This is a genomic window from Pseudoalteromonas luteoviolacea H33-S (assembly GCF_001625695.1).
Lineage (GTDB): Bacteria > Pseudomonadota > Gammaproteobacteria > Enterobacterales > Alteromonadaceae > Pseudoalteromonas > Pseudoalteromonas luteoviolacea_B.
Genome location: NZ_AUXY01000070.1, coordinates 82853 through 105135, shown reverse-complemented (window position 1 = coordinate 105135; position 22283 = coordinate 82853). Strand labels below are relative to the sequence as shown.

24 protein-coding genes are annotated in these 22283 nt (G+C 41.5%); 11 read left to right on the top strand and 13 right to left on the bottom strand.

All coding sequences use genetic code 11. The annotated features are described in order from the left end of the window. Positions 1–30: 30 nt before the first annotated feature. The gene (locus tag N477_RS11020; protein ID WP_063360701.1) at positions 31–1299 is read right to left on the bottom strand and encodes a response regulator; all 1269 of its coding nucleotides are present in this window, start codon (positions 1297–1299) and stop codon (positions 31–33) included. A gap of 248 nt (positions 1300–1547) precedes the next feature. Between N477_RS11020 and N477_RS11015 the strand changes: the two genes are divergently transcribed. The 5 genes from N477_RS11015 to serA all read left to right on the top strand — a co-directional run bounded on the left by N477_RS11015 (position 1548) and on the right by serA (position 6452). Next, a complete protein-coding gene (locus tag N477_RS11015) occupies positions 1548–3071 on the top strand; it encodes a S10 family peptidase (protein ID WP_063360702.1) in 1524 nt (507 codons plus the stop codon). 211 nt (positions 3072–3282) lie between these two features. After that, the gene (locus N477_RS11010) at positions 3283–3825 is read left to right on the top strand and encodes a hypothetical protein (RefSeq protein WP_063360703.1); all 543 of its coding nucleotides are present in this window, start codon (positions 3283–3285) and stop codon (positions 3823–3825) included. After that, positions 3825–4445: a 5-formyltetrahydrofolate cyclo-ligase gene (locus N477_RS11005; RefSeq protein ID WP_063360704.1), complete on the top strand. Its 621-nt coding sequence runs from the start codon at positions 3825–3827 to the stop codon at positions 4443–4445. The genes N477_RS11010 and N477_RS11005 overlap by 1 nt, the downstream gene beginning before the upstream one ends. Before the next feature lie 111 nt (positions 4446–4556). Next, positions 4557–5210: a ribose-5-phosphate isomerase RpiA gene (gene rpiA, locus N477_RS11000; RefSeq protein WP_063360705.1), complete on the top strand. Its 654-nt coding sequence runs from the start codon at positions 4557–4559 to the stop codon at positions 5208–5210. 12 nt (positions 5211–5222) lie between these two features. Beyond that, positions 5223–6452: a phosphoglycerate dehydrogenase gene (serA, locus tag N477_RS10995; RefSeq protein WP_063360706.1), complete on the top strand. Its 1230-nt coding sequence runs from the start codon at positions 5223–5225 to the stop codon at positions 6450–6452. Positions 6453–6579: 127 nt separating this feature from the next. Here serA and mdh read toward each other — a convergent pair whose 3' ends face one another. After that, positions 6580–7515, bottom strand: a complete 936-nt coding sequence (gene mdh, locus N477_RS10990) for a malate dehydrogenase (protein WP_039611712.1) — start codon at positions 7513–7515, stop codon at positions 6580–6582. A gap of 242 nt (positions 7516–7757) precedes the next feature. Here mdh and argR point away from each other — a divergent pair, with 242 nt between their 5' ends. Beyond that, the gene (gene argR, locus N477_RS10985) at positions 7758–8225 is read left to right on the top strand and encodes a transcriptional regulator ArgR (protein WP_046354427.1); all 468 of its coding nucleotides are present in this window, start codon (positions 7758–7760) and stop codon (positions 8223–8225) included. Positions 8226–8227: 2 nt separating this feature from the next. Here the strand turns inward: argR and N477_RS10980 are convergent, their stop codons facing one another. From N477_RS10980 to N477_RS10960, 5 genes are all read right to left on the bottom strand, one after another. Next, positions 8228–9157, bottom strand: coding sequence for a Dyp-type peroxidase (locus tag N477_RS10980; protein ID WP_063360707.1), 930 nt, complete (start codon positions 9155–9157; stop codon positions 8228–8230). A gap of 24 nt (positions 9158–9181) precedes the next feature. Then, entirely contained in the window at positions 9182–10213 is a 1032-nt protein-coding gene (locus N477_RS10975; RefSeq protein ID WP_063360708.1) for an ABC transporter ATP-binding protein, read from the bottom strand. Beyond that, positions 10213–11844: an ABC transporter permease gene (locus tag N477_RS10970; RefSeq protein ID WP_063360709.1), complete on the bottom strand. Its 1632-nt coding sequence runs from the start codon at positions 11842–11844 to the stop codon at positions 10213–10215. Before N477_RS10970 ends, N477_RS10975 begins: the two co-directional genes overlap by 1 nt. After that, the gene (locus tag N477_RS10965) at positions 11844–12848 is read right to left on the bottom strand and encodes a Fe(3+) ABC transporter substrate-binding protein (protein ID WP_063360710.1); all 1005 of its coding nucleotides are present in this window, start codon (positions 12846–12848) and stop codon (positions 11844–11846) included. Before N477_RS10965 ends, N477_RS10970 begins: the two co-directional genes overlap by 1 nt. 705 nt (positions 12849–13553) lie before the next feature. Beyond that, positions 13554–14228: a tRNA-uridine aminocarboxypropyltransferase gene (locus N477_RS10960; protein WP_063360711.1), complete on the bottom strand. Its 675-nt coding sequence runs from the start codon at positions 14226–14228 to the stop codon at positions 13554–13556. A 68-nt stretch (positions 14229–14296) separates the two neighbouring features. Here N477_RS10960 and N477_RS10955 point away from each other — a divergent pair, with 68 nt between their 5' ends. Further along, positions 14297–14836: a GNAT family N-acetyltransferase gene (locus tag N477_RS10955; RefSeq protein WP_063360712.1), complete on the top strand. Its 540-nt coding sequence runs from the start codon at positions 14297–14299 to the stop codon at positions 14834–14836. 42 nt (positions 14837–14878) lie between these two features. On the opposite strand, the gene N477_RS10950 is transcribed toward N477_RS10955, so the two are convergent. From N477_RS10950 to folB, 3 genes are read right to left on the bottom strand one after another with little or no spacing between them, the layout of a single operon-like run. After that, entirely contained in the window at positions 14879–15682 is an 804-nt protein-coding gene (locus N477_RS10950) for an undecaprenyl-diphosphate phosphatase (RefSeq protein WP_063360713.1), read from the bottom strand. 6 nt (positions 15683–15688) lie between these two features. Then, positions 15689–16168, bottom strand: coding sequence for a 2-amino-4-hydroxy-6-hydroxymethyldihydropteridine diphosphokinase (gene folK / locus N477_RS10945; RefSeq protein WP_063360714.1), 480 nt, complete (start codon positions 16166–16168; stop codon positions 15689–15691). A gap of 1 nt (position 16169) precedes the next feature. After that, entirely contained in the window at positions 16170–16520 is a 351-nt protein-coding gene (folB, locus tag N477_RS10940; protein WP_063360715.1) for a dihydroneopterin aldolase, read from the bottom strand. A 105-nt stretch (positions 16521–16625) separates the two neighbouring features. Between folB and plsY the strand changes: the two genes are divergently transcribed. Further along, the gene (gene plsY, locus N477_RS10935; RefSeq protein WP_155731864.1) at positions 16626–17222 is read left to right on the top strand and encodes a glycerol-3-phosphate 1-O-acyltransferase PlsY; all 597 of its coding nucleotides are present in this window, start codon (positions 16626–16628) and stop codon (positions 17220–17222) included. On the opposite strand, the gene tsaD is transcribed toward plsY, so the two are convergent. Genes tsaD through N477_RS10920 form a run of 3 tightly spaced genes read right to left on the bottom strand, consistent with a single transcriptional unit; the run spans position 17219 to position 19202 of the window. Then, positions 17219–18235, bottom strand: a complete 1017-nt coding sequence (gene tsaD, locus N477_RS10930; protein ID WP_063360717.1) for a tRNA (adenosine(37)-N6)-threonylcarbamoyltransferase complex transferase subunit TsaD — start codon at positions 18233–18235, stop codon at positions 17219–17221. The genes plsY and tsaD overlap by 4 nt on opposite strands. Before the next feature lie 24 nt (positions 18236–18259). Then, positions 18260–18859 (bottom strand): YjaG family protein, encoded by a 600-nt coding sequence (locus tag N477_RS10925; RefSeq protein ID WP_063360718.1) that lies wholly within the window; start codon positions 18857–18859, stop codon positions 18260–18262. After that, entirely contained in the window at positions 18852–19202 is a 351-nt protein-coding gene (locus N477_RS10920; RefSeq protein ID WP_231098055.1) for a putative signal transducing protein, read from the bottom strand. Before N477_RS10920 ends, N477_RS10925 begins: the two co-directional genes overlap by 8 nt. Before the next feature lie 35 nt (positions 19203–19237). Here N477_RS10920 and N477_RS10915 point away from each other — a divergent pair, with 35 nt between their 5' ends. From N477_RS10915 to N477_RS10905, 3 genes are all read left to right on the top strand, one after another. Continuing rightward, complete coding sequence (locus N477_RS10915) at positions 19238–19636, top strand: DUF2721 domain-containing protein (protein ID WP_063360719.1); 399 nt, start codon at positions 19238–19240, stop codon at positions 19634–19636. 57 nt (positions 19637–19693) lie between these two features. Continuing rightward, the gene (locus N477_RS10910; RefSeq protein WP_063360720.1) at positions 19694–21220 is read left to right on the top strand and encodes a DUF3369 domain-containing protein; all 1527 of its coding nucleotides are present in this window, start codon (positions 19694–19696) and stop codon (positions 21218–21220) included. A 110-nt stretch (positions 21221–21330) separates the two neighbouring features. Then, positions 21331–22239, top strand: a complete 909-nt coding sequence (locus N477_RS10905) for a LysR family transcriptional regulator (RefSeq protein WP_063360721.1) — start codon at positions 21331–21333, stop codon at positions 22237–22239. The last annotated feature ends 44 nt before the right edge of the window (positions 22240–22283 follow it).

The window sequence follows — 22283 nt, the reverse complement described above, 5'->3', positions numbered from 1 at the left end:
ATATAGAAAGGTATTTAGCGAAAAGTGCACTTAGCTGGTGCACTCTTCTAAGATTTGATTTGATTTGGTGCAAGCTGTCACTGCACTATTACGACCTTGCGCTTTCGCCTTATATAACGCTTTATCAGCATGTCGCATCACTTCACTCAATGTCGCAAACTCACATTTTGCAATACCAATACTCAGGGTGCAATGTAAGCGGTGGTCATCGACTTGGAAAATATTCTCTGCAAATTTGAGACGAAAAACATCAAATTTGGCTTTTGCTTTTTGCAAATCACTTTCAGCGAGTAAAACAGCAAACTCCTCGCCACCGACTCGAGATACTAAACTACCCGAGAATGACTCATTGAGTAAATGAGCAACCTGAGTAAGTATGCTATCGCCACCCAAGTGGCCATATTTATCGTTAATTTCTTTAAACAAGTCTAGATCTAACAAAGCTAAGCAGCTATCTTCTAGCCCGGATTTAAGTAACCTATCCATTTGTTGGCAAAAATAACGACGATTGTATAAACCCGTCAAATAATCACGATGTGCGTAATCTTTAATCTCGGCAATTAGGTTTAATTGCTCCATCGTCTGCATTACACGGCAGTGGAACTCCTCGTTCATAAATGGCTTCATTAAGAAATCATTTGCACCATATTTAATGAACTTTGCGGACAGGCCGTGTGTTCCAGCACCAGATAACCCAACAATCGCCAAATCATCGCGACCACGGAAATTGCGCACTGCTTTAACCAACTCAAATCCATCCATCGTTGGCATAGCATAGTCAGTCAATAAAAGTTTAACTTCATGATCAGCTTTGAGCATAGTAAGTGCTTGCTCACCATCTTGAGCTTCAAAAACAGTGAATAACTGCTTTTCTAACATCTGTCTCATCACAGCACGACTGATCATAGAGTCATCAGCAATCAGTGCTTTACAGCCTTGATTACGCAGCAAACGGCTTACCAATTTAATGGCATACAAATAAGAATCGCGATTATCTTTGATCACATAATCAACGACTCCCATTTCTAGCATCTGTTGTCGGCTATACTCATCAATCTTAGAGGTCAAAACAACCGTAGGGACATTGTGACTCAAAGTTAACTGGACGACTTCCGCATCCATTGCATCAGGCAATGTTAAATCTACCAAGGCCAGTGTGTAGCAATTGCTCGCAAGTAACGCTTTACTTTCCTTGAGAGACCAAGCAAAGTCTATATCGACACTTAGATGTTGTGATGCCAGATGGCGTAAGATCTGTTGGACAACCTTACTATCTTCAACAATCAATACTTTTTGCATGGAAACTTTCTCTAGTGACTGCAATGAGAAATGTAGCTATACAAGTATTTAACAGACTCAAATACTTTAATACTACAGACATAAGGGTGAAATATACGCGATTTTTGTGACAAAAAAAACCTGCACCGCCCCTAAATGGTAAACAAATTGTAATGGGCAGCAAATATTGCGAGTTAGTCTCATTGACTTTGAAATCAGCGTTAAAAACGATTTAAATGTAGGCGATAAGTGAAAACACGAGGAACCCCATGGCAGCAGTACCTAAAATAGTATCTAGCTTACTACTACTTTGCGTCAGCACATTCAGTGCTGCTAATAGTAATCAACAAGGCACGTTAAGCTTTGATATAGATCATCAAGTCACCACAAAACACAAAGCCACAATTAATGGCTCAAAAATAAACTATACCGTATCGACTGGCACTCAGCCTTTGTGGGATGACGAGGGGCATCCTATTGCATCTTTACACTACACTTATTACAAAAAAGACAAAGTAAAGGATAATGCAAAACGCCCGCTACTCATTTCATTCAACGGTGGTCCGGGGTCAGCTTCTGTGTGGATGCACATAGCTTATACTGGTCCTCGTGTCCTAAAAATAGACGATGAAGGATATCCACTTCAGCCTTATGGACTAAAGGATAACCCATATTCAGTTTTAGATACCACAGACATAGTTTTTGTGAATCCAGTGAACACCGGCTATTCACGTGTATTACCTGATAAACAAGGCAAAATGCCGAGCAAAGACGTTCAAAAAAAGCGTTTTTTTGGTGTTAACGCCGATGTTAAATACCTCGCAGCTTGGCTAAACACCTTTATTAACCGTCATGACAGAGCGTTGTCACCTAAGTTTTTAATAGGTGAAAGCTACGGAACAACGCGCGTTGCAGGGCTTGCACACGAACTACAAAACCAGCAGTGGATGTACTTAAATGGTGTGATCCTAGTCTCGCCAACAGACATCGGCATTAAACGTGACGGTCCTGTAAAGGCCGCTAATAGACTTCCTTATTTTGCGGCGACTGCTTGGTATCACAAAGCACTCAGCAATGAGCTACAAAATAAAGACTTACTTGAAGTATTGGAAGAAGTTGAAGCCTATACCTTGAACACCTACTTACCTGCGCTTGCCAAAGGCGCTATGATCAGTGATAAAGAGAAGCAAGCTGTTACTGCTCAAGTTGCCAAATATTCAGGATTATCAGAAAAGTTTGTCGCACAGAATAATTTGGATATTCCAAATGCTACATTTTGGAAGGAACTGCTTCGAGATAGAGAAGTGACCGTTGGCCGACTGGACTCAAGGTATTTAGGCATAGATAAACGTGTCGCTGGTGACATACCTGATTATTGGCCTGAACTCACCTCTTGGTTGCACTCATTCACACCGGCAATTAATCACTACTTCCGCCAAGAGCTGAACTATAAAACAGACATAAAATACAATATGTTTGGCCCCGTTCGTCCATGGGATAGAACTAAAAATACCGTGGGTGAGCGCCTAAGGTTAGCAATGGCGCAAAACCCATATTTACATGTCATGGTTCAATCTGGGTATTACGATGGTGCTACCAACTATTTTGATGGTAAATATAATTTATGGCATTTAGACCCCAGTGGTAAAATGAAAGACAGATTAAGCTTTAAAGGTTACCGCTCTGGTCATATGATGTATCTGCGTTATGAAGATCTTAGACTCTCTAACGAAGATTTAAGAGATTTCATCATCCAAGCATTACCTAAATCAGGTGAAGCTGCTAAATACTAACTTTGGCCGTGATGTGGAAGCACGCTTCCACATCACGGCAATAACGTAACTCCTTATTTTTATAAAGTCATTACGCCCCAACCGATAACTAACTCTTCAGTACTTCAAAAACCATCTAGTTAAAAAGCTTTATATCTTTGAATAGATTAATTCAATGCTTCCGATTACTTTTTGGGTATACTCTTCATATTAGAATAAAATGAGATTGTCTATGAGTGATCAGTTTAGGGTTGTCTTTGTTGGGTTTAACGCCGACACTGATAGCCACAATGCCATGGAAAGCCTAGCCACCAAACTGGGCGTATCAAAGCAAAAAGTTGTTGCATTTACTCAAGGTAAGCCCCTGTTTGGCGCCACTGAAAAAAGTAAATGCTTAAAACAAGCTAAACTCCTAGCGATTTATGGGTTCCAAAGCAAGGTGCAAGCCGTGCAAAGCAGCATGACAAACGCCCCTCAAGTTAACAATGCTGCAAATGAACGTGTATTTGAAGCGCTTGATTACATCACCAGTAGCCTGATCAGAATCGAAGAAAAGTTAGAAGAACTTGAACAGCGTATCGATGGACAAAATAAAAGTAACGAAGAAAAAGAAGATGACGAATGGCAAAATGACGAGCTATTCGATGAACTTGACCTAGATGCAGAGCCCAAGCCAAGGTCCAAAAAGCTTTTATATACACTGTTAGCCGTGTTATTCATTTTGCTTATTGTACTCGGATTTAGTTTGGCTTTCCCTGAGATGGTTCAATTCTAATGAAAGAAAATTCATGTTCAAATACAAAAAAAGCAGAAACACGCAAAAAAATTCGAAGTTCAATAAGAGCACAACGAAAAGCTCTTGATGAAAATTTTCAAACTTCTGCTGAAACCGACCTAAACATTAATTTTTTTCAACATGAGAAACCGACTAAAAACGCCTCAATCGGGGTCTACTTACACAATGATGGCGAACTCAGAACTAACCTTTTAATTCAATCACTTTGGAAAAAAAACATTCAAGTATACCTGCCCGTAATCCACCCCTTCAGCGGCACTAGTTTACTGTTCCAAAAGTATGAAAAAAACTCAACCATGATTCAAAACCGCTATGCTATCTTAGAACCTAAGTTGAATTGTTATGAAATTTGCCCAATTGAGCAACTAGATTACTTGTTGATGCCTTTAGTTGCTTTCGACGAGCACGGTAATCGATTAGGCATGGGTGGCGGCTATTACGACAGAACATTAGCTAACTACTATTCACAAGGGTGGGTAAAACCCAAATTGATAGGGTTAGCACATGACTGCCAAAAAGTCAGTGAATTGCCAATTGAAGCATGGGATGTACCTTTGCCTGCAATACTAACGCCTACCCAATATTATCAGTGGCGCTAACAAAACCCACTGCTAAAAAGTCTGCGCTTAAGAGTGTAATTTATTGTCATACAATTCGAGTGTTTAAGCGTATAATCTCAACTTAATTAAAGACAACAAAGTGATTACGTTATGACACAAGATGAAATGAAAAAAGCTGCAGCATGGGCAGCGCTTGAACATGTAAAAGAAAACACCATTGTCGGTGTCGGAACAGGTTCCACAGTCAATCATTTTATCGATGCACTCGGTAGCATCAAAGATGATATTAAAGGTGTGGTTTCGAGTTCAGAAGCATCAACTGAAAAGCTAAAAGCACTCGGTATTGAAGTCTTTGAGCTTAATGATGTTGCTCAATTAGATGTGTATGTTGATGGTGCTGATGAAATTAACGAACATGGACACATGATTAAAGGCGGTGGTGCTGCGTTGACCCGTGAAAAAATCGTTGCCGCGGTTGCTGACAAGTTCGTTTGTATAGTCGATGAGAGTAAACATGTTGACACGCTGGGTAGCTTCCCATTGCCGGTGGAAGTTATACCAATGGCACGAAGCTACGTCGCTAGAGAGCTGTTAAAGCTTGGAGGCGACCCAGTATATCGCCACGGTGTCGTCACTGACAATGGCAATGTCATTTTAGATGTACATGGATTAAATATCACAGATCCAAAAACGCTGGAAGAAAAAATAAACCAAATCGTCGGTGTTGTAACCAATGGGCTATTTGCTCACCGTGGTGCAAATACCGTAATTACAGGGACACCACAAGGTCCACAAACTAGGTAATAGGAATGAGTCATGAGTAAGGTATCTTTGTCTAAAGATAAGATTAAAATATTATTGTTAGAAGGCGTGCACCAAAGTGCAGTCGAAACATTAAAGCGTAATGGGTACAGTAATATTGAGTATCTCAAGACATCGCTGCCTGAAAATGAGTTGATTGAGCGTATCAAACATGTTCACTTTGTCGGTATACGCTCGCGCACCCACCTCACAGAAACGGTCTTAAATGCGGCTGAAAAACTCGTTGCTGTTGGTTGTTTTTGTATTGGTACAAACCAAGTGGATTTAGATGCCGCAAAACGTCGTGGTATTGCCGTATTTAACGCGCCATTCTCAAATACACGTTCGGTTGCAGAGTTAGTACTCGGTGAAATCTTGTTACTACTTCGCGGTATTCCGAAGCGAAACGCCATGGCACATCGCGGCCAATGGCTTAAATCTGCTATTGGCTCTTTTGAAGCTCGCGGAAAAACTCTAGGCATCATCGGCTATGGTCACATCGGCACACAACTTGGCATCATGGCTGAAAATATCGGTATGAAAGTCGAGTTTTATGACATAGAAGACAAGCTCACTCTTGGTAATGCACAGCAAGTGCAAAACCTGACACAGCTGCTGCAACGTGCAGATGTGATCAGCCTACATGTACCAGAAACACCGCAAACTAAAAACCTGATTGGCATGGCTGAAATTGAAGTCATGAAACAGGGTGCGATCCTAATCAATGCATCACGCGGAACCGTTGTAGATATTGACGCCCTTGCAGAAGCTCTACAACATGAAAAACTTGCCGGTGCTGCCATTGATGTTTTCCCGGTTGAACCGAAATCAAATGATGAGGAGTTTGTGTCTCCACTGAGAGAGTTTGACAATGTCATTTTAACGCCGCATGTGGGTGGCTCTACACAAGAAGCACAAGAAAATATCGGTATTGAAGTGGCGGGTAAATTAACCAAGTACTCAGACAATGGCTCCACTGTCACAGCTGTAAATTTCCCTGAAGTATCGCTGCCAGAGCTGTCTAACCGCAGCCGTTTATTACACGTACACGAGAATAGACCGGGTGTGCTAACGCAAATCAACCAAGCATTTGCTCAACATGGGATTAATATCGCTGCTCAGTATCTGCAAACAGACGATTGCATTGGTTACGTAGTTATTGATGTAGATAGTGATCACTCAGAAGTTGCGTTAAAAGAACTAAGCGCTGTTGAAGGGACGATCAGAGCACGTATTTTACACTAAATGTTTAATACATGAATTGATAAAAGAGCCGGTAAACTGCCGGCTTTTTAATGACTGATTAAACAACTCAATCAAAATAAAAAAAGCTGCTTTAAAAGCAGCTTTTTTTCAGGGTTATTTCTAGGCATTAAGCCATGAAATCAACACCTTCTTTAATGTCTTTTTCAAGCGTCGCTAACATGTCGTCTTTTGCTTTTTGTTCAAAAGCGCTTAGCTCGCCGTATGGTAATAGCTCTTCAACGCCATTTTTACCAAGACGGATAGGCTGTGCAAAGAATTCTGCATCGCCAGTGTTACCTTCAACGTAAGCGTACTCAAATACGTTTTCTTCGCCTTGAAGACCTTTAACAAGTGAGAAGCAGAAACGAGCTGCTGCTGCACCCATTGAAAGCGTCGCAGAACCGCCACCCGCTTTTGCTTCAACAACTTCAGTACCCGCGTTTTGGATACGCTTAGTAAGAGAAGCAACTTCCTCATCAGAGAATTCAACACCTTCAACTTGAGAAAGAAGAGGTAGAATAGTTGTTCCAGAGTGACCGCCAATAACAGGTACTTTTACTTCTGATACGTCTAGACCTTTAAGCTCTGCAATGAATGTTTCAGCGCGGATAACATCTAATGTTGTTACACCGAAAACGCGTGCAGCATCATAAGTGCCTGCTTTTTTGAATACTTCACGTACAATTGGTACAGTGCCGTTTACTGGGTTTGTGATGATACCAACAAACGCCTTAGGGCAGTTTTTAACGATACCTTCAGCCAGAGTTCTAACGATACTCGCGTTCACATTGAACAGATCCGCACGGTCCATGCCAGGCTTACGTGGCATACCAGCTGGGATCAAAACGATGTCTGCGCCTGCAAGTGCAGGATCTAAGTCATCTTTACCGTAACCCGCAACTGACACAGCAGTTGGGATGTGAGAAAGATCTACAGCAACACCTGGAACAACTGGTGCAACATCGTATAGTGCTAGCTCAGAGCCTGCAGGCAAACCGTTTTTAAGCAGAAGAGACAATGCTTGACCGATACCACCAGCGGCACCTAATACAGCAACTTTCATTATAATTCTCCATATATTGAAGGTAGGAATTTTGTGTGCTGTAAAGATAATGAAAAGCGAGGGTAAAGACAAATTTATCCGCGTTATTTTCAAGATTTTTTCGACTATAGTTGTAAACAAGAGACAACTTTGTCGCAATTTGCCTTTACGATATACCATGAAAATTACTCCAGCGTTAAAATTTGGGTAACTGTTGGGATTTGTGTAAAATCGGGCAACCAAAATTAATAGAAGAGATGTATATGCAAGCGCAAGACAAACAAGAAGCCTTAGTTAAAGCCTTTAAAGCACTTTTAAGAGAGGAAAACTTTGGTTCTCAGGGCGAAATCGTTGATGCGCTAAAAGATCAAGGCTTTGACAATATAAGTCAAAGTAAAGTATCAAGAATGCTGAGTAAATTCGGCGCGGTTCGCACCAGAAATGCCAAACAAGAAATGGTTTACTGCCTGCCTGCAGAAATGGGGGTCCCAACAGCAAAAAGCCCGCTGAGACAGCTTGTTATCGATATCATGCACAATGAAATGATGATCATTATCAGAACCAGCCCCGGTGCAGCGCAGCTGATCGCTCGTCTGCTAGACTCTTTAGGCAGCGCAGATGGTGTATTAGGCACAATTGCAGGTGACGACACTATTTTCATCGCACCCGCAAAAATATCTGAGATTGACGCGACTTTAGACAAAGTAAAAACATTGTTTGACAACGTTTAAACTTAATCGTCAGCCATTATTTGCGCCATCTCTTTCAAAAATTGTAAAGATGGTGCAAAAAAAGACGCGCCCATATCCGCTTCAGAATAATCTAATAGTGGATCGTAACATTCTTGCCCTGATAGCAAACCGAATCGGCTCATTAGAACCGTCTCAAATGCATTCCCGTGAGCTGCACAACTCAGATTAATGCTACCTTGCTCAAACACATCCCCAAACGGCATACTCTGATCCAACAGCAGTACTAGCCCTTGCGCATCTTTAAGCTCTGCACGACTAGCATGACTAAATGCCACTGCCGGCTCAATTAGTTTATTATCTAAGCGCGTACGTCCCATCAGCGCCTCTTGCTCATCAATTGCAAGTTGCTGCCACCTCGCCAAATCAAACTTCACTCGCTGAATATGAATGTAGCTACCTTGATGATCTAGTCCTTCGGGGTTATCAACTAACGCGACTTTACGCTTAAAGCGACCGTGTGGTGACTCACTGGCGTAAATAAAGCCGTTAAAATTTCGCCCATCCAAAAAGCGAAAACCGCGAACATGCGCAACGAGTTCAACACAGCCTCCCAACATATGTAAGACACTTTGCGCAAATAGATGATTTACATCTTCTCTATCTGAGCGTATGACATAAAGCAAATCAAAAGGCTGACTATGTATTAAGTGATCGGTAGAACGAATATGAGGAAAGCTTTTTAGTTCAGGTGGTATAAATTCAGGATAGATATGAGGCCAATATTGTGCACCAATCGCGACGAAGCTGCTAAGCATAGATTCAGAGAATCTATCACTCAACTCATCTTGCAGTCGCCCAGCTTGCGCCAGTGCTTCTCGCACAACTTCATCCTGCCCTTCAAGCACATTGAAGAATAAATGTAAGCCATGCAAGTTTGCCTCTGCACAGATCCCCGATTGCGGCTGGGCCATACCTTTTCCTTATCGTTTATCGCTCTAAGAAAAGAAATTTACCGCATGGGGCTTAATTTTTAAAGAGATAGGTTTAGACAAATCTAACGGTTTGTCAGCAGGTTTTGCTATTTCTAGCTGTTGACCCTGCAATTCGATGGCATATAAATACTCAGTACCCACAAACCTCTCTTGATTCACTTGGATCGCACCATGGTCAGTATTATACAATTCAATGTGGCTCGGCCTGACAAATATTTTACCCTTATCTTCAGCGTCATTTTGCTGAGTTAATGAGTTTACTTGCCCAAATTGAGTGCTAAATGCCCCATTACCAGCATGTGTTGCATCTAAATAAATCCCCTGGCCTAAGAACTCTGCAACCACTTGGTTTTTTGGCTGATGGAACAATTCAGTTGGGCACCCTAATTGTGCTATTTGGCCTTTGTGCATAATGGCAAGTCGATCTGAAAAAGCGAAGGCTTCATCTTTTGAGTGACTGACAAAAATCGCAGATACTTTTTGATCTTTGATAATACTGCGTATGTCACTGATAAGTTGAAAGCGAACTTGCGCGTCTATATTTGAGAAAGGCTCATCTAACAGTAACAAGCTCGGGCGATAAGCCAGCGCCCTTGCAATAGCGACCCTTTGCTGTTGACCACCAGACAACTCATGCGGGAAACGCGCGGAAAATGCACCTAAATGCACCAGCTCTAACATTTCAGATACACGAGATTGCTTTTCAACGCGGCTTAACTTACCTAGCCCAAATGCAACATTTTGCGCTACCGTCAAATGCGGAAATAAAGCATAGTCTTGAAACATCATGCCGACATTTCGATGTTGCGGCGCGACAAATGTGTTTTCACCGTTGACTTGGTTCTGGCCAATTTTAATGCAGCCTTGTTGCGGCCTGATAAGTCCGGCAATGGCTTTAAGTGTGGTCGTCTTTCCACATCCGCTGGCGCCTAACAAGCAGACGATTTCATTTTCCTTTACCTGCAAATCAAGGTTGTCGATCACAGCATGACCGTCATAACTGTATTGCAAAGATTCTATAGCAAGGCTGTACATTATGTTTGCTGCTCCATTGAGCGGTTAACCAAATAAAGCGGGATTAACCCAACCAGTACGATAAACAAGGCAGATATTGATGCTAACTCTAACTGTTCATCGCTTACAAACTGAAAAACATGGGTTGCGAGTGTTTCAAAATTAAACGGCCTGAGCAGCAGTGCTGCCGGTAGCTCCTTCATACACTCAATAAATACCAATAAACCCGCGGTTAATATACCGCGCTTTAATAGAGGAATGTGTACGCGACCCAATGTCTGTAGATTATTTTTGCCCAAAGACGCACTCGCCATATCAATACTTGGGCTGATCCGCACAAAACTCGCTTCTACAGCCCCCTGAGCTATGGCGTAAAAGCGCACTACATACGCAAAAACAAGGGCAAAAATGGTACCACTGAGTAACAGCCCGGGTTCAAACCCAGTACCATCCAGCCAGCGGTTTAAATAGTCATCAAATAATGTAAGGGGCAATAGCACCGCGATTGCTAAAACGGTACCAGGCAAAGCATACCCCATACTCGCGACCTTCCCCGGAAAGCCCTTGGTTTTTTGCTCGCCTATACGCTGATAAAACACCACCAAAATACTAAAGCAAATAGCGATTACGCTGACATAAAGGCTGATTTTTAAACTTTGCCACGCATAATTAAAAAACGCGTCATTCCAAGCCTGATCAAAATAACCAATAGCGTAACTGGTCAATACACCCACGGGAATAAAAAACGCAACAATTAATATAAGGCTGCAAAAACCTGTCGCCAACCAGCCACTTTTACCGCCCAGTTCATATAGGCTGGTGTCATTTACACTGCTTTGACGCTCATGTACGACTTTGCTTTTTCGGCTCATTTTTTCTAGTGATAATGCAATGAAGAGAAACAGCAACATGATCCCTGAAATTTTTGCGGCGGCGGTGAGAGAATAGTACCCGAGCCAAGTATCATAAACAGCGGTAGTGAGTGTACTGACTGCAAAATAGTGCACCGTAGCAAAGTCCGCCATCGTCTCCATACTTATTAAAGCAAGTGCAGCGACAATGGCTCCACGAGATAATGGCAAACTTACTTTGAGAAAACTCTGAAATGGCGATAAACCCATTAACTGACTGGCCTGAACCAATTTGAAAGACTGCTCTCTGAGTGCTGTTTTAAAGATTAAGTATAAGTAGGGGTAAAGTACCAAAGCTATCATCACAATAGCACCGGGCAAAGTACGTATATCAAAGAACCAGTAATCATCAGGACTCGTCCAGCCAAACCAGTCTCTTAGAAAGATCTGCACAGGGCCTGCATAATCCAATAAATCTGTATACACGTAGGCAATGATGTAGGTGGGCATCGCAAGTGGCAGCATTAAAGCCCACTCAAACACTCGCTTACCGGGGAAGTGGCAATATGCTGTTAACCACCCAAGGGGCAGTGCAATTAATGAACTCAGTAACAACACCCCTGCAATCAGCATAATAGTATTACTGATGTAGTCCCAAAGAACTGTATCCCACAGGTGTGAGAATACTTCAGATTCTCCTTGTAATGATTCAAAAATGAGAAAAGCCAGCGGGGTCGACAGGCATATACCAATCACCCACGCTGTTATCTGCCAATTGGACAGTTTATTTTTTAGCTGCATTAAAGGTCAAATTTTACCTCATCGATTAGCTTTAGAGCCAATGGACGGTATTTACTAATTTCAGCAAGCGGCAAGCTGTCTTCCTTAAACACTCCCCATGACGCTACCATTTGAGATAATTCGACGCCCGGCTTGACCGGATATTCCATATTCGTCGATGCGTACATATTCTGCGCCTTATTGTCCGTCATAAACTCTATGAGTTTCAAGGCATTTTCTTTATTTTTTGCATACTTGGTTAGAACTACACCAGATACATTTAAGTGCGAACCGCGATTCTTTTGGTTAGGAAAGTTGATATAAACAGACTCAGCCCATGACTTTTGCTTTTCATCTGCCATCATTTTTCCGAAATAATAGCTATTACCTAAAGCAATATCACACAAGCCTTCTTTAACTGCTTTAACTTGAGCACGGTCATTACCTTGAGGTTTACGTGCAAGGTTGTTCTTAACTCCGACCAACCATTCTTTAGTTTCTGTTTCACCATGATGTGCGATCATAGATGCAACTAACCCTAAATTGTACGGATGCTTACCAGAGCGAGTACAAATTTTTCCTTTGTACTTTGGATCGGCCAGCTCTTCGTAGCTTAGTGACTCCAATTTACCAAGCCTTGCTTTTGATGAGTATACGTTACGCACGCGTTTGGTAAGCGCAACCCATTGCCCTTCTGGATCTCTAAAAGATGCAGGGATATTTTGCTCAACGGTCTTACTTGCGATTTGCTGCGTAAGGCCAAGGTCTTCTAACTGGATCATGGCGCTAAAATTTGAAGTTAACACTAAATCTGCACGTGAGTGCTTCCCTTCTCTTTTAACGCGCTCAATTAAGCCTTTTTTTGCAAAAACGACGTTAGTTTTAATCCCTGTTTGCTTTGTAAAGTCATCAAGGATAGGTTGAATTAAAAACGGTTGGCGAAATGAGTAGATATTTACTTCATCGGCTGCAAAAGCTGGCATACAGGTCACAGCGGTCAATAATGTGGCGATAGCTCGTTTCATGAAGACTCCAAATCCAAACAATTATTATTATCAAGTGATTCTAACGCGATTATACATAAATTACAGCCCGCTGAGTGGGTGAACAAAATTATTATTACCGCATAAAGACAATTTATCTGTAAGAGATTTCTCACTATGTTTGTAGATATCGAGTAATCTAATCCAGATTTAACCGCCCTCAAATAAGGAACCTATTGTTATTTAATAATTTTTATATATCAAATAGAAGATAGTCCGTTTTTGATAATCTTCAAGCTAATGTATTAATACGCAGCACAGCATATACTTTAATCGTCTCTTGGGGAGAGGCATAGCAGGGAAAACGGATGTGATAGGCGCGACATGGATTGACCCCCGAATGGAGTATGGAACTAGGATTATGATGTACTTGCAGGAAGCAAGTATTTAAGTAAGGAAGTTCAGATATTCAGGATGTCAGGACTAGATGGAATTAGGAAGGGTAATGGATAAGCCCAAAAGGAATAATTGCAAGGTAATATCAAACAATGGATACGTTTGATGCAAATGAGGATGGGGTCAGGATGATCCAAGTGGATTGGTACAGGATGTGCAAGAATTCGCAGAATCAAAACACCAAGCGAATTGTATGGAAATGAATTAGGGAGTTGAGTTATTCAACATAGCAGGATGCTGTTTAGAAGATTCCGTCAAGCGCGGCTCGTAAGAGTCGCGCTATCTTCGTGTTTATATGTCAGAAAATTTACTTCGTTTACCTCGTAAATACGCATCTCTAAAATCAATAAAATGCGATGTGAGGTTTTCAGCTGCTTCTGTTTCACCATTTTCTTCAAGTACAACACAAGCGACTTCCGCCGTGCCGAGTTGGTGCTCATGGGGCGCAACCCTCAACTTATAATTTGACAAACTTTGCGGAGACACAGATAACACTGGGAATTGATCCAAATACGGGCTCTTTCTGAACATTTTCTTGGCTTCACGCCACGTACCATCAAGAAAGATAAACAGCGGCTTTTTCCCTTCTATACGCTCTACTGTTTTTATCACCCGCTGTGGTTGCACATTTTCTTCAGGAAAAACCACAATAGGCTGATACAGCGGATTCTCCAACAACATAATCAATGCATCGCTCGGCTCTGTTCGATCCCACCGAAATGCATAGTTATCAGGCACAATATCTGCGATTAAACGCCCTGTATTGGATGGCTTAAAACTTTCGTTATGATACATTAACAAACACACTGCGCTTGAGCACTGAGCCTGCTTAACGCCAGCGCAAATACATAATGGCTCTGCGAGTAAGCAAGTCTCACATCGAGTAAGTTTTGAACCTCGTGCTTTGAACTCTCTCTTAGATTCAGAAATTTGCTGTGCACGAAGCGCCAGTACAGAGTTACCCAAAATATTCTCCAAACAAAAATGACGCAGTATTGTAACAAGTCTAATAATAAAAGGATAAAGCAATTATTATGAAAGTTAATCAAACAAATCGGCTCAAGTACCGACTACTCACTCCAGACGATGCCCACCTGCTCTTTCAATTAGATCAAAACCCTGCTGTGATGCAGTTTATCAATGGTGGTAAGGTTACGAGTCAAGAAGACATAGACTCAATATTCATACCTCGGCTCAAACAATTTTCTAACCCAGATAGTGGGTGGGGACTATGGGGCTGCTTTTTAAAACAGAGCAACGACTTTATCGGCTGGATCCTCGTGCGCCCTATGGACTTTTTTACAGAGAAAAGAGACGACACCAATTTGGAAATAGGCTGGAGATTTATGCAAACAAGCTGGGGACAAGGCTATGCAACAGAAGCCGCTAAGCAAATTGCTGATGCCTTAGCCGAACATAAAGTCGCCAACAAGCTCACAGCCTTAGCTCATCCGGACAATCTAGGTTCAATTAATATCATGAAAAAAATTGGCTTAAAATACCGCACAAAGGCTATACACACAGAGCCTTTGGGCAGTGCCGAAGTGATTATTTACGATAACAGTTTTGATTGATAGCAGAATAAAATAATGGGGCTCATATCGCCCCATATACAATTACATAGATAAATAGATGACTAAGAAGGCGCCTAGTGCGAGTCGATAAATCACAAATGGCAGCATACCCATTTTCTCAATGACCTTTAAGAAAAAGTGAATACATGCATAAGCCGCAAAGAATGACAACACTGCACCCGTAGCAATATCCGTAATATTAAACTCATCACCTTCAGAAATAAGCTTATAAGTTAAATAGCTGCCAGCAGCCGCAATGACTGGAATTGACATTAAAAATGAAAATCGCGCTGCACTTTGTTTATTTAGGCCCATCAGTAAGCCTACTGTCATCGTGATCCCTGAACGAGACGTACCAGGTAATAGCATTGCAATTACTTGAGACAGACCAATGCAAAGCGCCATCAACCAGTTGATCTGGTAAATCGTTTTTATTTGTTTCGCCGTTTTATCTGCATACCAAAGTAATAAACCAAAACCAATCGTCGTCCCAGCAATGATCCAGGCATTTCTTGAGTACTCTTCCACCAAGTCTTTGGCAAAATAGCCAATCACCAACGAGGGTAAAGTGGCCAGCAAAATAAACCAACCTAATTTGCTATCATCAGTTGTCCCCTGACTGCCAAAAGATTTAAACCACGCAGCTAGGATTTCACTTACCTCTTTACGAAAATAAATAACCACCGCAAAGAGGGTACCCACGTGAACCGCAACGTCAAATGCTAAGCCTTGATCTTGCCAGCCAAAAACCTGCGAAGGCAATATTAAGTGAGCTGAGCTCGAAATCGGTAAAAACTCAGTTAAACCTTGAATTAAGGCCAGAACAATAATTTCAATCAAACTCATTATAAATTAGAACTCCACTTTCCATAGTTTTTGACTAGGGTTATGATAGTTTTCCCAGATAGATAAAATAGTTTCACCTGTGGTTGGGAGCGCAATATGCCCGCCGACTTCGGACAAAGGCAATAGTACAAAAGCATTTTTAGTAATTTCGTCTCTAGGTAACTGCGCAGGTTGCTCACAGATCAAATCATCATAAAGCAACAAATCGAGATCTAAAGTGCGAGGGCTAAACTTTTTATCGCCTTGCGTGCGACCGTTATCACGCTCAATCTTTTTGAGTAAGTGACAAACTTCATCCACTGACATGTGTGTATTAGCAGCAAATACTGAATTGAAGAAGTTACGCCCATTAAATCCCACCGGCTCGCTCTCATAAACATTTGAATGTTTATAATCTGGAAAATGGTTAATTAAAGCCGTCAACCCATTTTTAAAATGCCGTTCCCGATCTACATTGGAACCAATACTGATATAAATCTCTGACATGCTATTTTTTCCGATATATTTCAATGCCAACTGTAGCTGCTTGTGCGACGGCTGCTGGTTTACTGACTTTAATTCGAACATCACTGACAGAGAATTCAGCCAAAATCATCTTAGCCAATTTTTCTAGCAAAGTTTCCAATAGCTCTACTTGAATTGATTCAGATAAACCAATCACTCGTTCGCTGACTTTTGCGTAATCTACGGTAAGATTTATATCGTCAGTTTGCGCTGCTGGGGTAATATCTGTAGACATTTCAATATCAAAATAAAGGCTTTGTTTACTTTCTTTCTCAAAGTCGTAAACTCCTATTATGGTCTCGACGTGTAATTGCGAGATATAGACCTTGTCCATGTATACTCCTAGCATGACTAAAACGGGGTCGGCGAATAATATTAGGCCGTGTAAAAAGAATCGCGATCATAGCCCAAAACAGAGCAATAAAAAATAAGGAAGCTTGTGTTAGTCATTTTAATGTGTATTTGTGCTTATTTATTTGGTTCGATTTCCTCAGCGATTTTAATATCAAGGCTGTTCTCTTTGCCTGATCCCCGCTTTTCAGGTTCGAATAATCCGGGCGCCACCAATGTATTACGCATTGGAGGAAAACTGCCGGCGGCATTGGTACTTATTTTTGATGTTTTAAAAGGCACTATTCCAGTTTGGGGCGCTTATTTCTTAAATATAGAACCGATTTGGTTAGGGGCGGTCGCAGTGAGTGCTTGTCTTGGACATATTTACCCCGTTTTTTTCCACTTTAACGGTGGGAAAGCGGTCGCCACCGCGTTTGGGGCTTTATTGCCCATTGGCTTACCTTTGGCGGGCATGCTCATAGTGACATGGTTGCTTGTTCTTTGGGCTTTTCGTTTTTCCTCCCTTGCAGCCATCGTGACCGTCACCGCAGCACCGCTTTATACTTGGATTATCAAGCCACAATACACGCTCCCAGTTGGCTTTTTAACGCTGCTAATTATTTTCCGTCACAGAGCAAACATCTCTAGGCTCCTCCAAGGAAAGGAGCCTAAAGTCGGGAAGAAAAACACTGAAAAAGATTAAGAAATCGCAGGTAGGCTATCTAATGGCCAGCGAGGTTGGGTTTTCATATCAAGCGGTGCTGTATGACCTGCTTTTAAACGCTGCATACCAGCAAACGCAATCATAGCCCCGTTATCCGTACAAAATTCAGTACGAGGATAGTAAACACGCCCTTTCATACCTTGCATCATACGCTCAAGCTTTGTTCTCAGTTCAACGTTAGCACTCACCCCACCAGCGATGACAAGGCGTTTTATGCCTGTTTGCTTTAATGCGCGTTTACACTTAATTGCCAATGTATCAATGACAGCAGTTTGAAACGCATGCGCAATGTCAGCTTTAGTCTGTGTGTCATCACCTTCATTCTTTATCGTGTTCGCTGCTGCGGTTTTAAGACCACTAAAGCTAAAGTCCAGCCCAGGTCGGTCGGTCATTGGCCTAGGGAATACAAAACGTCCAGGCACTCCCTGTGTCGCAAGTTTTGCGAGCAATGGGCCACCTGGATAATCTAAACCTAATAGCTTCGCAGTTTTATCAAATGCTTCACCTGCGGCATCATCCACAGACTCACCTAAGATCTCATACTCACCAATCCCAGCCACTTTAACCATCATAGTGTGCCCACCTGACACCAAAAGTGCTACAAAGGGAAACTCGGGTTTGTCATCTTCTAACATGGGTGCAAGTAAATGGCCCTCCATATGATGTACAGCAACCGCAGGAATATTCCAGCCAAATGCCAGAGAACGCCCGATAGAAGTGCCCACCAGCAATGCTCCTACCAAACCTGGTCCCGCCGTATAGGCAATACCATCTAATGACTCTGGACCACAACCAGCCTGCTCAAAAGCAGCTTCAATCAGTGGAATAGTTTTACGTACATGATCCCGAGACGCAAGCTCCGGGACGACCCCACCATAATCGGCATGCACTTTAACTTGACTGTAGAGCTGATGAGCAAGCAATCCTTGTTCATCATCATAAATAGCGATGCCAGTTTCATCACAGGAAGATTCAATACCTAAAATACGCAATCTTATTCTCCACTACACTTTTTACTACACATTCTCGATGGCCAAGCCAATGTTCGTTTGACCATCAATTATCGCTTGCGCTTTTAACTGTTTAACGCTTTCAGAAGAAATACGTCCCATATTTTCAACAAAATCTATTAGCTCGCCCAATACTTCAATTTCATATTGCATCAATGGGTGCTCACGAACCTGTTTATTGTCAGGAATAACATCTTCTTGGGCGAATAAAAACTCGATATATCGCGCCACAGTGGCCTGCGATATTTTTGCGACATTGACAAATTCTACGTCATCTTTGGTCATGATCCCTTGGATAAAACCCAATAATGCAGTTGCGACATCTATCGCAGGGTATGTACCAAACATATCGAAGTCAGATAATTCGGGGACGTTAGGCTCTATTTTCTCAATTTGCTTTTCTAAGCTGATTTTACTTTTTGGCAATAACAGCTTTTCCCAGCATAAATTCAGTGCACTTCTAAAAACTTGCTCATCGCCAAACCCTGTCGCTTCGCTAAATAATCCATAGTTTGGTGTCATTCTTTCCAAAATAGCTGCAGCAAGTACCGCTTTTTGTAAATAGTTCAGTTCACGAATGCGCTGAAAGTTATTTGCTTTACTCATACTCTCTTCCACAGTGCCAACAATACTCGAAAGCTGAGCCATTGAGCTCATTGCAATGCTGACATTGCCAATCTAATTTTGATTTTTTCTGGTGGTAGTTTACCAATATTTCTTCTCCAAGGGGCAACTTTATCGCAGGCACAAAGATCTTAATGGTATTATCAGCAAACGGAAGCTCCCCAAGGGTAGATGATAATGCCTCCCCTTGCATGGTCGTCTTGATACGAGCTTGATGCAAGAGACCATTCACAAGGTGAGCTTCGATCATATTATCAGTGCTAAAGACACAGCACCATTTATCTAAATCATTAACCATCGCACTCAATGTTAATTTTGCTATCATAAACAATATTGTAGTGTGTAATTTGGAAGAGCTCTATGACGCTTACCACCCCAGGGTTATTATTTCCCGCAATTTCGTTGTTATTATTGGCTTACACAAATCGTTTTTTAGTGCTTGCTCAGTTAATCCGAGAGCTCAACGCACGTGAAGGGAATACATTGCGCCCGCTTGTTGTTAAGCAAATCAACAACTTAAAAAAACGTATTAAACTGATCCGTTTAATGCAAGTTTGGGGAGTCTTTTCATTTATCCTCTGTACCCTTTCTATGTTTGCCCTGTTTATTGACATCAGCTTGCTCGGGATAGTGCTGTTTGGCGCCAGCCTTTGCTGTCTAGTTGCTTCTCTTATGCTCTCACTTTACGAAATCCATATTTCGTGTGATGCAATAGAAATTGAACTCAATAATATCGAAAAAAAGCCGATGCAAGAGTAAGCAACTCGTTTTGACCTTACTATACTGAGATTATCAATAGTTAAAGGTGGGTCATGTGTGAGCGGTTTTCTTTTTTCAAATGAGCAACTAAGAGAAGAAACATCACAACCTGAAGAGCGTGCTTTTTGGGATGTGCTAGTCGTTGATGATGAGGAGGACATTCACCAAGTCACTAAATTAGTTCTTTCTGATTTTAAGTTTGAGGATAAAGCATTACGTTTTCATCACGCTTATTCGGCCAAACAAGCCATGGAAATATTAGAGACCCAAGATTGTATATCAGTTGGTCTCATTGACGTTGTCATGGAGAACAACCATGCGGGACTCGACCTAATTAAGTTCATCCGCAATGAAATGGCTAACCATGACATCAGATTAATTCTCCGAACAGGTCAACCAGGAGAAGCCCCTGAAGAATCTGTGATCCGCGATTACGATATTAACGACTATAAAAATAAAACAGAGCTCACCGCTGTAAAATTAAAAACACTTCTTTACTCTGCACTTCGCTCACACCGAGACATTCAAACAATAGAGCTGCACAAAAAAGGCCTAGAGAGGATTATTGCTGCATCATCTAGCTTTTTGGAATGTGATAATGTGCAAGATTTTGCATCAACTATCTTAGAGCATGTTGCACAAGTCTTAGGACTATCTGATTCAGAAATTTATTGCGCCGCAGCAACCAATAAGCAAACAGACTCTGGCTCTCAATTCAAACTTTTAGCCGCTTCAGGAGAAGGCATAGAGCCAAGCTCAGATAAAATCCCAAATAACGTTAAAAACTTATTCATCGAAACACATAACAAAAAGACTTCTTGCAAGTCTTGCAATGAATATGTCGGCTATTTCACCTCTAAAGGTGGGCTGGAGACCATGCTATACGTCAGTAAAGAAAGCTCTCTACGCAGCACCGATTGCCAACTCCTTGAGTTTTTCGCAAACAACATTGCACTGGCACACGACAATATAAAATTACGTGAAACCGTCAAAGAGTCACAACGTGAACTATCCTACATTTTAGGCGAAGCGGTAGAAAAACGGTCAAAAGAAACCGGGTCACACGTTAAACGTGTCGCGATGTATAGCAAGTTACTCGCTGAATTATCAGGCATCAATAGTTACCAAGCCGAAATAATCAAAATGGCATCTCCCTTACATGATATTGGTAAGATTGGTATTCCCGACGTGATATTAAATAAGCCTGCTAAACTGACCAGTGATGAATGGGAAATAATGAAAACACATGCCCAGCTGGGCTACGATATCTTGAAAAAATCAACGAATGAAATATTGCAATGCGGCGCAACAATTGCTCACCAGCATCACGAAAAATGGGATGGTTCCGGTTACCCTCAAGGCTTGAAAGGCGAAGACATTGATATTGTTGGAAGAATTACCGCAATAGCTGATGTTTTCGACGCATTAGGCAGTAAACGTTGCTACAAGTCGGCATGGTCCCTAGAAAAAGTACTTGACGAGATAAAATCTCAAAAATCCAAGCAATTTGATCCCAAATTAGTTGATTTATTTATAAATAATCTGGAACAATTCATTTTAATCAGGGATACATATCCCGACTAAAACTTTGTAAGCGAAATGTAAAAAATTCACTTGGATGTTTCCTGAAACTGTATTAGTATTAGGAAATCAACGTCATGATTGCATTTTTGTTGAAATAAAAGGAATTTCAAATGAGATTTGAACAACTTGAGCAATTCGTTGCTCTAGGCAACCTTCGTCACTTTAGACAAGCTGCCGAACAAACCCAGATAAGTACATCAGCTCTAACGAGAAGTATACAGACTCTGGAAGATGAAATTGGGTGTGAGCTGGTAAAACGCTCTACGCGCTCAGTAAAACTAACCGAGCAAGGTGAGCTGTTTCTCAATTACTGTAAAGCGACCCTAAGTGAACTGGACGTCACAAAAAATACCATTAAACAAAGCCTATTTGGCAGAGATCAACAAAAGTTGGTCGTTGGATACACCGTAAAAGCAAGCGAAATTGTTCCGATGTCATGTGGCCGATTCTTAGCTGACTCTCCCAATGTTAAAATTGAGATGCAGCTATTAGATGAACATGAATTAACTAGAAAGCTTCAGTTAGGTGAAGTGGATATCAGTGTTTATTTATCATCTGCAACAAGCCTTATCAGTGATATTCATTTGCCTGATCAGCTGATTTTATTTGTATCAAAGCAACACCCTCTTGCCCAACAAGAGTGTATCCGTAGAGGAGAGTTATCTCAGTACCCCATGTACAGCTGCTTCTCGCAGTCTAAGCAAGTGCAGAGCATGTTAAACGAGTCTGTAGAAGGTCTAAACAAGTCAACAAGCGTGAAGATAGGTAATATCACTCAAGTTATTGATGGACTTAAAAACAGCCAAAGTTTTGCTATTGCAAGCATTGAGCACTCAAAAACAATTGCACAAGACCCTGATCTAGTTCTTTTGAAGACCAACAAAGACAACAGTCATGAGCAGTTAGTTATTAATACCAACCACCAACTTAGTGGGAACAGCCATGTAAACAGCCTACTTCAATTGATTGAAAAAACAGCCGCTCAATTGCAAGTAAACGGTGCGCCGGTGCATTCTTAATTTTTTTTATACTTGACGCACTAAGCCCACACTTTAGATGGTGT

Excerpts from the sequence above, each read along its gene's own strand:
- N477_RS11020 (WP_063360701.1), bottom strand. The coding sequence starts at position 1,299 with ATGCAAAAAGTATTGATTGTTGAAGATAGTAAGGTTGTCCAACAGATC.
- N477_RS11015 (WP_063360702.1), top strand. The coding sequence starts at position 1,548 with ATGGCAGCAGTACCTAAAATAGTATCTAGCTTACTACTACTTTGCGTC.
- N477_RS11010 (WP_063360703.1), top strand. The coding sequence starts at position 3,283 with ATGAGTGATCAGTTTAGGGTTGTCTTTGTTGGGTTTAACGCCGACACT.
- N477_RS11005 (WP_063360704.1), top strand. The coding sequence starts at position 3,825 with ATGAAAGAAAATTCATGTTCAAATACAAAAAAAGCAGAAACACGCAAA.
- rpiA (WP_063360705.1), top strand. The coding sequence starts at position 4,557 with ATGACACAAGATGAAATGAAAAAAGCTGCAGCATGGGCAGCGCTTGAA.
- serA (WP_063360706.1), top strand. The coding sequence starts at position 5,223 with ATGAGTAAGGTATCTTTGTCTAAAGATAAGATTAAAATATTATTGTTA.
- mdh (WP_039611712.1), bottom strand. The coding sequence starts at position 7,515 with ATGAAAGTTGCTGTATTAGGTGCCGCTGGTGGTATCGGTCAAGCATTG.
- argR (WP_046354427.1), top strand. The coding sequence starts at position 7,758 with ATGCAAGCGCAAGACAAACAAGAAGCCTTAGTTAAAGCCTTTAAAGCA.
- N477_RS10980 (WP_063360707.1), bottom strand. The coding sequence starts at position 9,157 with ATGGCCCAGCCGCAATCGGGGATCTGTGCAGAGGCAAACTTGCATGGC.
- N477_RS10975 (WP_063360708.1), bottom strand. The coding sequence starts at position 10,213 with ATGTACAGCCTTGCTATAGAATCTTTGCAATACAGTTATGACGGTCAT.
- N477_RS10970 (WP_063360709.1), bottom strand. The coding sequence starts at position 11,844 with ATGCAGCTAAAAAATAAACTGTCCAATTGGCAGATAACAGCGTGGGTG.
- N477_RS10965 (WP_063360710.1), bottom strand. The coding sequence starts at position 12,848 with ATGAAACGAGCTATCGCCACATTATTGACCGCTGTGACCTGTATGCCA.
- N477_RS10955 (WP_063360712.1), top strand. The coding sequence starts at position 14,297 with ATGAAAGTTAATCAAACAAATCGGCTCAAGTACCGACTACTCACTCCA.
- N477_RS10950 (WP_063360713.1), bottom strand. The coding sequence starts at position 15,682 with ATGAGTTTGATTGAAATTATTGTTCTGGCCTTAATTCAAGGTTTAACT.
- folK (WP_063360714.1), bottom strand. The coding sequence starts at position 16,168 with ATGTCAGAGATTTATATCAGTATTGGTTCCAATGTAGATCGGGAACGG.
- folB (WP_063360715.1), bottom strand. The coding sequence starts at position 16,520 with ATGGACAAGGTCTATATCTCGCAATTACACGTCGAGACCATAATAGGA.
- N477_RS10925 (WP_063360718.1), bottom strand. The coding sequence starts at position 18,859 with ATGAGTAAAGCAAATAACTTTCAGCGCATTCGTGAACTGAACTATTTA.
- N477_RS10920 (WP_231098055.1), bottom strand. The coding sequence starts at position 19,202 with ATGATAGCAAAATTAACATTGAGTGCGATGGTTAATGATTTAGATAAA.
- N477_RS10915 (WP_063360719.1), top strand. The coding sequence starts at position 19,238 with ATGACGCTTACCACCCCAGGGTTATTATTTCCCGCAATTTCGTTGTTA.
- N477_RS10905 (WP_063360721.1), top strand. The coding sequence starts at position 21,331 with ATGAGATTTGAACAACTTGAGCAATTCGTTGCTCTAGGCAACCTTCGT.